This window comes from [Clostridium] saccharolyticum WM1, assembly GCF_000144625.1.
In the GTDB taxonomy this organism is placed as follows: domain Bacteria; phylum Bacillota; class Clostridia; order Lachnospirales; family Lachnospiraceae; genus Lacrimispora; species Lacrimispora saccharolytica.
Genome location: NC_014376.1, coordinates 132894 through 145831 on the forward strand (window position 1 = coordinate 132894; position 12938 = coordinate 145831).

The following is a 12938-nucleotide window of genomic DNA, read 5'->3' on the forward strand; positions in this document are numbered from 1 at the left end:
TAAAGCTGAGCTTCCGGTTTAAGTGTAAGAAATTAGAAGTTGCATCAAGTGGTCACAAAGGTTACAATGAGAGGAAAGAGTATGAAACCCATCGTTTAACTTGACTATTTTCGCACATAATGTTATAAAAGAACCGTTGCATTGTATTAGAAACGTTGGAGGAGAGAAGAATGCTTTACGAAGAAAAAACGATAGAAACCATTCCGGTAGGTCCGCTGGGTTTGATACCGTTAAAAAGCTGCAAGGAATTGGGAGATAAGGTCAATGATTACCTGGTGTCATGGAGACAGGAGCGGGAGAGCGAGCATAAATCTACCATCGCTTTCTCAGGCTATCAGAGGGATTCCTATATAATCGGAGCCAGCACGCCAAGATTTGGAACCGGAGAGGCAAAGGGTACCCTGCAGGAATCTGTACGCGGCGATGACCTTTATTTCATGGTAGATGTGTGTAACTACAGCCTTACCTATTCCCTTTGCGGGATGACCAACCATATGTCTCCGGATGACCACTTTCAGGATTTGAAGCGTCTGATTGCTGCATCGGCAGGAAAAGCCCGCCGAATTAATGTGATCATGCCTTTCTTATACGAAAGCAGACAGCATAAGAGATCCAGCAGAGAATCCTTGGACTGTGCTCTTGCCCTTCGGGAGCTGGTGAACATGGGAGTGGAGAACATCATTACCTTTGATGCCCACGATCCAAGAGTTCAGAATGCCATTCCATTAAAGGGTTTTGAGACTGTTCAGCCAATTTACCAGTTTATTAAATACCTGCTGAGGGAAGAGAAGGAGCTGGATATTGACAGCGAGCATATGATGGTCATCAGCCCGGATGAGGGCGGTATGGGACGAGCCGTATTCTTTGCCAATGTTCTCGGCCTGGATATGGGTATGTTCTATAAGCGCAGGGATTATACTCAGATCGTCAACGGCCGCAATCCAATCGTTGCCCATGAGTTTCTGGGAAGCAGCGTAGAAGGCAAGGATGTGATCATTGTTGACGACATGATCTCTTCCGGCGAAAGCATGCTTGATGTGGCTAAGGAGCTTAAAAGAAGAAAGGCCAGAAAAGTATTTGTCTGCTCCACTTTTGGCCTGTTTACCAACGGTCTTGCAAAGTTTGATGAATACTATGAGAACGGATTCATTGACAGGATTCTTACTACCAATCTGGTATACCAGACTCCTGATCTCTTATCCAGACCATACTATATCAATGTTGATATGAGCAAATACATTGCGTTGATCATAGACAATTTAAACCATGACGCCTCCTTAAGTGAGCTTCTGAATCCCACAACCAGAATTAACCGGCTTTTAGAACGCTACCGTGCAGGTTACAGGTAAAGCAGGGCCATGGAAAAATTATCGAAGCAGAAACTGATCTTAGTGGGTCTTACACTTTTCTCCATGTTTTTTGGGGCGGGAAATCTCATTTTTCCGCCCTATTTGGGTGCTTTGGCAGGAACCAGTACATGGACGGCCATGACCGGCTTTGCGGTAACAGCGATCGGGTTTCCAGTCCTTGGCGTGGTAGCAGTGGCCAGGTCCGGCGGTCTGGCCAGACTGGCCGGCCGCGTTCATCCGAAATTTGCATTTATCTTCACACTGCTTATCTATCTGTCCATAGGGCCGTGTCTTGCCATTCCCAGAACTGCCAGCACATCTTTTGAGATGGCAGTGGTCCCTTTTTTAAAAGAAGGAAGCTCAGGAGCATTTATCCAGTTCCTTTATTCGGCTTTTTTCTTTGCCGCAGCGTTTGCTGTATCTTTAAAGCCGGACAGGTTGACGGACAGGCTGGGGAAAATACTGACTCCCTGTCTTCTGGCTTTGATCGTGGTAATTTTTGCAGGCTGCATGGTCCATCCGGCAGGCTCCTACGGGACTCCGGAAAAGGCTTATGGATCCAATCCCTTTGTAAAAGGATTTCTTGAAGGGTATTTGACCATGGATACCATTGCCGCCCTGAATTTTGGAATTATTATTTCTTTGAATGTACAGGCAATGGGAGTCAAACAAGAGGCCTCTGTGGTCAGAGAGACGATTAAAGCAGGTTTTATCGCTGGAGGAGTCCTTCTCCTGGTATACAGCGCTCTGGCTCACGTAGGAGCCGTTACAGGCGGTACCTTGGGACTGGGAGAAAACGGTGCCCAGACCTTAAACCAGGCGGTACGTTTTTTATATGGGAACGTAGGGCTTGTGATGCTGGCCGCTGTCTTCTTTATTGCCTGCTTAAATACATGTATCGGACTTATCAGCTGCTGCAGCAGGTATTTCAGTACCATTATACCCAGGGTGGGGTATAGTGCCTGGGCGTTTCTTTTTGCCATGGTGAGTTTGGTGGTCTCCAATATCGGCCTTAACAAAATACTGGAAGTCTCTGTTCCGGTGCTAAATGCCATTTATCCGGTAGCCATTGTTCTTATTCTGCTGTCCTTTGCCTTCCGGGATGGAAGGCGGTGGAAGGCAGTTTATGTTTGTTCCATAGGCTTTACCGGAACCGCCAGCGTGCTTTTGGCTCTGGAGCAGGCAGGCTTTGTCTTTTTAAATGCCGGACTTTCCAGACTTCCTCTTTATAATGTGGGACTTGGATGGATGGGGCCTGCGTTTGCAGGGATCGCTGCCGGTGCCCTGGCCGGTATTGGAGGAAAGAGATATGGACAGGAAGGAAGTCGCTGATAGGAGGGCACACTGGTGGAAAGCAGAACTGGTAGGAAGGCACAACTGGTGGAAGGCAGAACTGGTAGGAAAGCAAAACTGATTGGAAGGCAGAACTGGTAGGAAAGCAGAACTGATTGGAAGGCAGAACTGGTAGGAATGCAGTACTGATGGAAAAATAGTAACGATGAAAAAAGACTGTCCGGAAGGCGGAGGATCCTTCTGGACAGTCTTTTTTTGCTTCCCGGAACATTGAGTTCCGGGAAGCCGGATAGATTCTTCCATGAATACCGGAGCAGGCAAAAGTATGATAGCAGCAGTTGAAGCCAGTGAATACCGGCAGTCAAGCAGGCGATGCAGACACTTTATATCTCAATTTTTTACTGGGTCATATCTCAACAAGATGGTAAGGGATTAAGTTCGCTGTCAGCATCTGGGCCTCCCGCTGATGGCAGGTAAAGATGATGACCTGGTCGGAATAAGCATTTACCAGCCACTTTAAGGCAGTCTTAAGTCTGTCATCGTCATACAGCACAAAGCTGTCGTCAAATATGAACGGCATACGCTCTGTACCTTCCTGTATCAGTGTAGCGGCCGCCAGACGAAGTGCCAGATATACCTGGTCCATGGTACCGCTGCTGACCTGTTCTAGTGGAACCAGTTTTGTTTTCGTATTCAAAAATACATTCAGGTTCTCATCCACGCTCATGCTGGTATAAATTCCTCCAGTGATCCCTGCAATGAGGTCGGAGGCTGTTTTATTCAAATACAAGCCAAAGGAGTCTCTGATTGAGGTTGAGAGGCTAGTCATGGTTTCCAGAGCCAGGTCAATGGCAGAAATTTCCTCCCGTATCCGGTCGTTTTCCGTCAGGATGTGCTTAAGCCCTTCTGCCTGAGTTTTGCAGCTAGACAAATGCTCCAGCTTCTTTTCCAGCTCCCACTGGCTTTTCTGTTGTTTTTCAATGGATTCTCCGCAGTTTTCCTGCTTTTTCGAAAGATCCTCCAGCTCGGCCGCCTTCTGTGCGATGACCGCCTCGGATTTGGAGACAGCAGAGCATAAGCGGGTAAATTCCGCCATCCTGGTCTGGAAGGCCCGAAGGGCTTCCGGGGAGATATCGGTAGTTCCCAAATGTCTGGAAAGGATCTCCTGAAGGATCTTGGCACTCATTTCCATGTCCTTTTGGCTGTGTCTCAGGCGTAAAAACAGGATCAGGCCGATCAGGTAGAAAATAGTGGCTGTTCCAATGAAAATGCCCAGCAAAAGAATGAGGTCCAGTCCATAATAGGCGGTAAAATAATTTGCTTCTCCCAGATAGTAAAGGACGCCAGTGCCGCATAAAAGCAGGGTTGCAATAAACAGGGAAAGGACGGAGAGTATTTTTCTTGGTTTTCTGTTGCAGGATTCTTTGGCTTCCCTATACTCTTCATAGCTTTCCTGAGCCTTTGCCAGACAGGCGTTTATGGAGGACTGGTCAGAAAACTGGTTGCTGGACAGCACCTGCCTGCCCCTTGCCGCCTTTTGCAGAAGCTCCTCCTTCTCCTTCTGCTGTTCTTCAATGGAGGATTTGATATGAGAACGGAGCTTTTGGTATTCCTGGATCTGATTTTCATATTCCGGAGATGAGATTTCTTTTTCCGTATTGCGTATCTCGCTTAACAATGAGGTATAGGTACGGGCCGCCTCAGGAACCATCTGGGATTCTAAATCTTTTCTCTGGGATTTCAAAAAGGCGGCGGCTTTCGTGATGTTAAGGGACAGGTTTCCTGTTGTGTTTAAGTTGGCAATGTAATTCTTAAGTTCAGAAACCATTCCCTCATCGGTAGCACTTTTAAGCTGGCCGATGCTGACCGTATTAATGTAGGCGGCTTCGCTGAGACCGCATAATAAATCGTCTAAAAATGCCTTCGTAGGTTCTATTTCCCGTCCGGCGGTTTCGTCTACGATCTTAAATTCCTTTTTGTTTTTCTGGAACGTGCGTTCGATCCGGTAGATGTGATCCTTGTGCTCAAGCCGTATCTGTCCTTCATAGGTACCGCTGTTTTCCCAGGGTTCATATTTTGTATAAAGGTCATTCCGTGAGGCACGGCCTCTCTGACGCTCAATACCGAAAAGCATTCCCCGTATAAACGTATGAATGGTGGATTTTCCGGCCTCATTCTTGCCGTATACAATATTCAGCCCATCCCGGAAGGTAAGGTTTCTGCCATGGAATTTCCCAAAGCCATTGATATAGAGATCAATTATTTTCATGGGTCAGCTCCTTTCGTCCGTTGTACGAAGCAATGCATTGATGCCGTAATGAAGGGCCTTTTTTTCCACCGGGCTCATCTCAGGCTTTTGAAGGGCCTGGATATAAAATCCGATCATATCGCTTGGGTGTTCGGCAAACAAGGCGGAAAAGTCATACTGAGGCTCGGATTCGTCAATGATTTCCATAATCTTAAACCGGGTGGAAAGCATCTCCAAGTCAAAGGAAATATCCGGATCCCTCATGCCCCGGATCCGGAACCGGAATATGTTTTCAGGCCCCCGGTTCTGGATTTCCTGGGTAATTTTCATGGCAAGTTCTGTATTGGTAGTTGCTGTTGTCACATTGACGGCCAGGGAGATGTATTGAAGCTTTGCCATGGGTATAAACTTTAAGGAAGTCACCATACGGGTCACTTCATTGATCTCTCCCACCATCATACCGTGCTGGCCGGATTCCGTTTTGTCCAGAGGCTCCAGGGAGCCGGCAAATGCCATGCGGTTTTCCAAAAGGATCTCCGGACGGTGGATATGCCCCATGGCTATATAGGAAAAGTCCAGATTGGCCATGGCGCCCTTGTCAAAGGGGATGTGGTTGGCATCCCCGCCATGGCCAAGAAGAACATGGATGCGTCCGTTGTTTGGTACCTTTAAATGATCCAGGCGGTTTTCCGGAATCTCAGGCGTATGGTAACTGAAGCCGTAAACCTCCGTATTGATTTCCTTAAAGTAAACGCTTTCCAGCTCCTTACCCATGAGGTACGATACATTGGGTGCCCAGGAAAAGCTTAGCAGGGCGGAGTTGCTCCGGATGCGGTCATGGTTGCCGGCAATGATGACCACGTGGACCTCCGGTATGGTGGAAAAAAGATAATTTACTTCTTTAAGATCCCTGGCAAGGGGCTGCCGGTGAAATAAGTCTCCGGAAATAAAGAGGCAGTTGGCCTCCAGGGACTTTGCCTGGCTGACCGCCTTTGCGAAGGTGTCCCTGATGTCCTGATACCGTTCCTTGCTCCACGGTTTGTCGCTGTCCGGGCTCATACCCCAATGAACATCTGCAATATGTATGAATTTCATTGTCATTACCTCGCTGGTCTTCTGCACAAATAGTTACAGTACTCTCCATGGCTGAACGAAAACCACAAATTCCCTGCCGGTGAGGAAGGGAATTTGCGTTACAGGCTTACAGTTCGCAGTTGTTGACAGTTCTTGGGAATGGAACCACGTCGCGGATATTGGACATACCGGTTAAATACATTACACAGCGCTCAAATCCAAGGCCAAAGCCTGCATGGCGGGTGGATCCGAATTTTCTTAAGTCAAGGTAGAAGTCATAATCCTCTTTCCTTAGGCCAAGCTCATCCATGCGTGCCACCAGCTTGTCATAATCGTCCTCCCTCTGACTTCCGCCGATGATCTCCCCGATTCCCGGAACCAGGCAGTCCACGGCAGCTACGGTCTTGTTATCCGGATTCATCTTCATGTAAAAGGCTTTGATTTCCTTTGGATAGTCCGTTACGAATACAGGCTTTTTATAGAGCTGCTCCGTTAAATAGCGCTCATGCTCGGTTTGCAGGTCACAGCCCCAGAATACTTTATAATCAAATTCATCGTTGTGCTTTTCCAGAAGCGCTATCGCCTCCGTATAGGTCACATGGGCGAATTCAGAGTTCAGAACATGATTTAAGCGGTTAAGCAGCTCCTTGTCCACAAACTGGTTGAAGAAATTCATCTCCTCCGGAGCATGCTCCAGGACGTAGCGGATCACATATTTCAGCATGGATTCCGCCAGCTCCATATTGTCGCTTAAATCGGCAAAAGCCATTTCAGGCTCGATCATCCAGAACTCTGCCGCATGGCGTGTGGTATTGGAATTTTCTGCACGGAAGGTAGGCCCAAAGGTATAAATATTGCGGAATGCCATGGCATAGGTTTCACCATTAAGCTGGCCGCTTACCGTTAGGTTGGTAGGCTTTCCGAAGAAATCCTGGGTGAAATCCACGGCACCTTCTTCTGTCTTTGGAATATTTGTTAAATCAAGGGTAGTGACCTGAAACATCTCGCCGGCTCCCTCACAGTCGCTTCCCGTGATTATGGGGGTGTGCACATAGACAAAATCCCTTTCCTGGAAAAACTGGTGAATGGCATAAGCAATCAGAGAACGGACTCGGAAAACAGCCTGGAAGGTATTGGTTCTTGGACGCAGATGGGAGATGGTCCTTAAATATTCAAAGGAATGGCGTTTTTTCTGAAGGGGATAATCTGGTGCAGAGGCTCCTTCAACCGTGATTTTTTCCGCTTGAATCTCAAAGGGCTGCTTCGCATCCGGAGTAGCCACCAGGGTACCAGTGACGATGATTGCGGCCCCCACATTTAATTTGGAGATTTCAGAAAAATTATCCATGGTGTTATGGTAGACAATCTGTAGTGTTTCAAAATAAGTTCCGTCGTTTAATACGATGAATCCAAATGCCTTGGAATCTCTTAAACTTCTCACCCAGCCTCCGACCGTAACCTGGGAGTTAAGAAGTGATTCTTTGTTTTTATATATTTGTCTGACAGTGATTAAATCCATATTGGCTTCTCCTTTTATATGTTCGCATACTTAGTAAGATTATACTGTATTTCGAGCCTTGATTCAAGGGGGATGGGTGTAAAAACGCAAGATATGGCTTAAAATGTAAAAGAATTAAAAAAAAGTAGAAAAATGTCGGAAAATGCACAAAAAATTATGGATATAGTTCAAAATTTTGTTCACTATTTTATAAATGTGTGCTATAATGCTAGTACAATAAAATTACAACAGCGAGAGGTGATAACGTGATCAAGAAAGAGATGATTGCCATGCTTTTGGCAGGCGGCCAGGGAAGCCGCTTAGGCGTGTTAACGCAAAAAGTGGCCAAACCAGCAGTATCATTTGGCGGCAAGTACCGTATTATTGATTTCCCACTGAGCAACTGCATCAATTCAGGAGTGGATACGGTGGGGGTTCTGACCCAATATCAGCCATTGCGTTTGAACACCCATATCGGTATCGGAATCCCATGGGATTTGGACCGAAACGTTGGCGGCGTTACAATCCTTCCTCCTTATGAAAAGAGCAAGGGCAGTGACTGGTATACCGGTACGGCCAATGCCATCTATCAGAATCTTGAATATATGGAAACCTACAATCCGGATTATGTCCTTATATTGTCAGGTGACCATATCTATAAGATGGATTACGAGGTGATGCTGGAATATCATAAGGCGAATAATGCTGATATCACCATTGCTGCTATGCCGGTGCCCATTGAGGATGCCAGCCGTTTTGGAATCCTCATAACCGATGAAAACAACCGGATTACGGAATTTGAGGAGAAACCGGTGAATCCAAGAAGCAACCTGGCGTCTATGGGAATCTACATATTTAGCTGGAAGGTATTAAAAGAGGCACTGATCCGGATGTCCGAGGTTCCGGGCTGTGATTTTGGAAAGCATATCATTCCCTACTGCTTCGAATCAGGGGACCGGGTATTTGCCTACGAGTACAATGGTTACTGGAAGGATGTGGGTACCTTAAGCTCCTACTGGGAAGCCAATATGGAACTGATTGATATCATTCCGGAATTTAATCTTTACGAAGAATACTGGAAAATATATACCAAAAGTGACATCATACCCCCTCAATACGTGGCGGAGGAAGCTGTCATAGACAGAAGCATCATTGGGGAAGGATCGGAAATCTACGGAGAGATCCGCAATTCCGTTATCGGTGCCGGCGTTACCATTAAACATGGAGCCGTTATTAAGGATTCCATCATCATGAGAGAATGTGTGATAGGAGAAAATGTTAAGATCCAGAAGGCCATTATCGCTGAGAATGTGAAAATAGGTGCAAACTCTGAGCTGGGTTTTGGGGAATTTGTTACAAGCAAATACGACCCTAAAGTTTATCAGTCCGATCTGGTAACCGTCGGTGAGAATTCAATCATACCGGAAAATGTGAAGGTAGGCAAGAATACGGCAATTGCCGGTGAGACAACAGCAGAGGATTATGCTGACGGAGAACTGGCTGGCGGAGACTACATCATAAAGGCAGGTGGTATACGATGAGAGCGATAGGAATTGTATTAGCAGGCGGAAACAGTAAAAGAATGCGGGAATTATCCAATAAAAGGGCAATTTCGGCAATGCCCATTGCAGGGAATTACCGCAGCATTGATTTTGCCCTCAGCAATATGACGAATTCCCATATTCAGAACGTAGCGGTTTTGACCCAGTATAATTCCAGATCGCTTCATCTTCATTTAAGCTCTTCCAAATGGTGGGATTTTGGAAGAAAGCAGGGGGGACTGTTCGTATTCACTCCAACCATAACTGCGGAAAGCAGTGACTGGTACAGGGGGACCGCAGATGCGCTTTACCAGAATCTTACATTCTTAAAAAACAGTCATGAACCTTATGTGGTTATTGCAGCCGGCGACGGCATCTACAAGCTGGATTATGGGAAAGTTCTGGAATATCATATTGAGAAAAAGGCGGATATTACCGTAGTTTGCACGGAGCTTCCGGGGGGAGAGGATATCACCCGGTTCGGATTGGTAAGGACCAATGAAGATGGAAGGATCACGGATTTTGAAGAAAAGCCCATGGTGGCCTCCTCTAATATCGTATCCTGCGGCATTTATGTGATCCGCAGAAGGCAGCTGATCGAACTCATTGAGCGCTGCGCCATGGAAGACCGTTATGACTTCGTAAACGATATATTAATACGTTACAGGAATCTAAAGAGAATTTATGCTTATAAGATGAACACCTACTGGAGGAATATTGCTTCTGTTGAGTCTTACTTCAAGACCAACATGGATTTTCTAAAGTCAGAGGTCCGGGATTATTTCTTCCGCCAGTATCCGGATGTTTATTCGAAGATAGATGATTTGCCTCCGGCAAAATATAATCCGGGAGCCGCGGTGAAAAACAGCCTGATTTCCAGCGGCAGCATTGTCAATGGAGTGGTTGAACATTCCGTTTTGTTTAAAAAGGCATATGTAGGCAATAACTGTGTCATTAAAAATTCAATTATTTTAAATGACGTATACATAGGTGATAATACGGTTATTGAAAATTGTATTGTGGAGAGCCGGGATACGATCCGGGCCAATACTACCCATATCGGGACACCAGACAACATAAAGGTTGTCTTAGAGAAAAACGAAAGATACACATTATAAGGAAATGTGGGGGAAGGGGCTTGACATGCAGATTACAGACGTGAGGGTTAGACGCATTGAAAAAGAAGGAAAGATGAAAGCCATTGTATCCATTACACTGGACAATGAATTTGTGATTCATGACATTAAGGTGATCGAAGGAGAAAAAGGTTTATTTATTGCTATGCCCAGCCGAAAGGCAGCAGATGGGGAATACCGGGATATTGCACATCCCATTAATTCCGACACGCGGGATATGATCCAAAAGGTCATTCTGGACAAATATGAGACCACGGCGTTAGAAATGCCGGAGGTGGAGGCATTTGCTTAATACGATTTAAAATCCGCAGGCAGGGGAGTGACTCTGCCTGTGTTTTTTTCTGAGAAAACAGGCCGGTTATCCGAAAAAGACGGGATTTACATGAGACTCATTTTAGAGTTATAATAAATCAAATAATTTTTTGAAAGGTTGATGAACATATGACGATGAAAATAGGGATAGCAGGTTATGGAAATCTGGGAAAAGGGGTGGAATGTGCAATTCGCCACAATCCGGATCTGGAGCTTTCCGCCGTATTTACCAGAAGAGAACCGGCATCGGTGACCCTTCTTACTCCGGGTGTAAAGGTGTATTCCATGAATGAAGCCGTTTCGAAAAAGGATTCCATTGATGTTATGATCCTCTGCGGCGGAAGTGCCGTGGATCTTCCTGAACAAACTCCCCTTCTTGCAAGGTATTTCAACGTGGTGGACAGCTTTGACACCCATGCCAGGATCCCCAGGCATTACGAGGCGGTGGATGAGGCGGCAAAGAAAGGAAACAAGGTAGGGATCATTTCCGTTGGCTGGGATCCGGGCATGTTTTCCTTGAACCGCCTGTATGCAGATGCTGTCTTGCCAGGCGGTCATGATGATACGTTCTGGGGCAGGGGAGTGAGCCAGGGACATTCTGATGCCATCCGCAGGATCCAGGGGGTAAAGGATGCCAGACAGTATACCATTCCGGTGGAGGCTGCCCTTGAGGCAGTTCGCAGCGGGAAGTATACAGAGCTTTCCGCCAGGGAAAAGCATACCCGTGAATGCTTTGTAGTAGCGGAAGAGAATGCAGACTTAAATCGGATCAGGGAAGAGATCGTATCCATGCCCTATTATTTTGCGGATTATAATACCACGGTCCATTTTATCAGTGAGGAGGAGCTTAACCGGGATCACAAGGGGATTCCTCATGGCGGCTTTGTCATCCGGTCCGGAAAGACAGGCTGGGAGGATGAACACAGTCATGTGATCGAATACAGCCTGAAGCTGGACTCCAATCCGGAATTTACAGCCTCCGTGCTGACCGCTTATGCAAGAGCCGCTTACCGCCTGAATCAGGAAGGCCAGAGTGGTTGCAAAACCGTGTTTGATATTGCACCGGCATATTTAAGTGCTTTAAGCGGTGACCAGCTCAGAGGTCATCTGTTGTAAATCAAGAGGCAGGAGGAACAGACAATGGCAGTAAGAAAGGAAATGGTCCTGTATTACCAGCCTGAGAAGGAACGGCAGAGCGGGAATGATACAAAGACCGCGAAGCTGAAGGCGGTCCTGGTCCGTATGGGAATACGCATCAAAAATATTACCCCGGATCAGGTAAATCAGACCGTAGGATACTTGGCAGGTTTTAACGGCTTTGAAGAGTCGGAGCAGGAGGATTGCCCTTCTGTGGAAGAGGAGATCCTGGTGATGAAAAATTTTTCAAACCAAAGGATCGATGAACTGCTTTTAAACTTAAGGCGGGCAGGAGTTCCCAAGATCCTATTAAAGGCGGTAATTACCGATACCAACTGTAAGTGGAAATTTTATGACCTGTATCTGGAGCTTAAGAAGGAACATGATACCATGTCCGGAACAGGCGGGTCATAAACCTTCGAGGGATCATGAGGCATGCTGGATACCGCTCATGAGAAAAGTTAAAAAACGCGCTTTGATCCGGCTTTTACTGCCTGGTCAAAACGCGTTTTTATGTCAGATATCTTTACTGGTAATCACATACATTGGCCCACTGCTGCAGCAAATCCGCCTCCTCCGGCCGTTTCTTTGAAAGCTGTGCAGCAGCAACGATGGGAAGCCAGCTTTGTACGTATTTCTTCGCCGTGCCGGTCTTTTTACAAAACAGGTTCATATACATATCTGCCTTATTCTGGTCCTCTAAGCAGAACAGGAGATAAGTTCTGGCCACATCTGCACTGGCATTTCCCTGGGTGGCATGGACCCAGTCCAGAACATACATGGTTCCGTCTTCCTTGACAATAATATTACTGGGGTTAAAATCTCCATGGCATAATTTGGTATGTTTCGGCATGCTGTCCAGCTGTGTTCTCATGTCATATCTGGTTATATCGCCTAACTCCTCCGTATCCAATATCTGCCTTGACATCTTATCTTTCAGCTTGTTAAGAAGCGGGCACTGCTTTGACAGGATGTTTAAATGGAGGTCCACCATATGTTCCATGTAATCCGGCAGTTTATCCGGATTTTCCTCCATGAGCTGCTGGAGAGTCTTGCCTTCAATGAAATCAAAGGTAATGGACCATTTTCCTTCGAAAACGCCAACTTCTAAAACCTTGGGAACATTAATGCCGCCGACTTCTTCCACGCGTGCGGTAATCAATGCTTCATTCAATACATCTGCTTTTGGAAAATCAGCGTTGAAAACCTTGATCGCTTTCTCTCCATCACGAAAGACACTTTTTGTTGCAGTTGTAGCAATTAATTCTGCTGCCATAAGAACCTCTCCTTCCATCCAACCATTTGTATGAACCATTATGTAATGATTTTGTACTTATATTTTACTACAAA

11 protein-coding genes are annotated in these 12938 nt (G+C 46.3%); 7 read left to right on the plus strand and 4 right to left on the minus strand.

Annotation, left to right across the window (positions count from 1 at the left end; translation table 11 throughout):
- Positions 1 to 170: 170 nt before the first annotated feature.
- Together CLOSA_RS00625 and brnQ are read left to right on the plus strand one after the other, a co-directional pair.
- Positions 171 to 1349: a ribose-phosphate pyrophosphokinase gene (locus CLOSA_RS00625; RefSeq protein WP_013270858.1), complete on the plus strand. Its 1179-nt coding sequence runs from the start codon at positions 171 to 173 to the stop codon at positions 1347 to 1349.
- 9 nt (positions 1350 to 1358) lie between these two features.
- Complete coding sequence (gene brnQ, locus CLOSA_RS00630; RefSeq protein ID WP_013270859.1) at positions 1359 to 2681, plus strand: branched-chain amino acid transport system II carrier protein; 1323 nt, start codon at positions 1359 to 1361, stop codon at positions 2679 to 2681.
- A gap of 367 nt (positions 2682 to 3048) precedes the next feature.
- On the opposite strand, the gene CLOSA_RS00635 is transcribed toward brnQ, so the two are convergent.
- The 3 genes from CLOSA_RS00635 to asnS form a co-directional block, all read right to left on the minus strand.
- The gene (locus CLOSA_RS00635; protein ID WP_013270860.1) at positions 3049 to 4911 is read right to left on the minus strand and encodes an ATP-binding protein; all 1863 of its coding nucleotides are present in this window, start codon (positions 4909 to 4911) and stop codon (positions 3049 to 3051) included.
- A 3-nt stretch (positions 4912 to 4914) separates the two neighbouring features.
- Positions 4915 to 5985: a metallophosphoesterase family protein gene (locus tag CLOSA_RS00640; protein WP_013270861.1), complete on the minus strand. Its 1071-nt coding sequence runs from the start codon at positions 5983 to 5985 to the stop codon at positions 4915 to 4917.
- 106 nt (positions 5986 to 6091) lie between these two features.
- On the minus strand, positions 6092 to 7483 hold the full coding sequence (gene asnS / locus CLOSA_RS00645; protein WP_013270862.1) for an asparagine--tRNA ligase: 1392 nt from the start codon (positions 7481 to 7483) through the stop codon (positions 6092 to 6094).
- 245 nt (positions 7484 to 7728) lie between these two features.
- Between asnS and CLOSA_RS00650 the strand changes: the two genes are divergently transcribed.
- The 5 genes from CLOSA_RS00650 (at position 7729) to CLOSA_RS00670 (ending at position 12002) form a co-directional block, all read left to right on the plus strand.
- A complete protein-coding gene (locus tag CLOSA_RS00650) occupies positions 7729 to 9003 on the plus strand; it encodes a glucose-1-phosphate adenylyltransferase (RefSeq protein WP_013270863.1) in 1275 nt (424 codons plus the stop codon).
- Complete coding sequence (gene glgD / locus CLOSA_RS00655; protein ID WP_013270864.1) at positions 9000 to 10121, plus strand: glucose-1-phosphate adenylyltransferase subunit GlgD; 1122 nt, start codon at positions 9000 to 9002, stop codon at positions 10119 to 10121. Before CLOSA_RS00650 ends, glgD begins: the two co-directional genes overlap by 4 nt.
- 25 nt (positions 10122 to 10146) lie before the next feature.
- Positions 10147 to 10431 (plus strand): septation regulator SpoVG, encoded by a 285-nt coding sequence (spoVG, locus tag CLOSA_RS00660; protein WP_013270865.1) that lies wholly within the window; start codon positions 10147 to 10149, stop codon positions 10429 to 10431.
- Positions 10432 to 10580: 149 nt separating this feature from the next.
- A complete protein-coding gene (locus CLOSA_RS00665; RefSeq protein ID WP_013270866.1) occupies positions 10581 to 11567 on the plus strand; it encodes a diaminopimelate dehydrogenase in 987 nt (328 codons plus the stop codon).
- A 24-nt stretch (positions 11568 to 11591) separates the two neighbouring features.
- Positions 11592 to 12002 carry a DUF3783 domain-containing protein gene (locus CLOSA_RS00670; RefSeq protein ID WP_013270867.1) on the plus strand — a complete coding sequence of 137 codons (411 nt, stop codon included), beginning with the start codon at positions 11592 to 11594 and terminating at the stop codon, positions 12000 to 12002.
- 112 nt (positions 12003 to 12114) lie between these two features.
- Here the strand turns inward: CLOSA_RS00670 and CLOSA_RS00675 are convergent, their stop codons facing one another.
- The gene (locus CLOSA_RS00675) at positions 12115 to 12864 is read right to left on the minus strand and encodes a phosphotransferase family protein (protein WP_013270868.1); all 750 of its coding nucleotides are present in this window, start codon (positions 12862 to 12864) and stop codon (positions 12115 to 12117) included.
- Between the last annotated feature and the right edge of the window lie 74 nt (positions 12865 to 12938).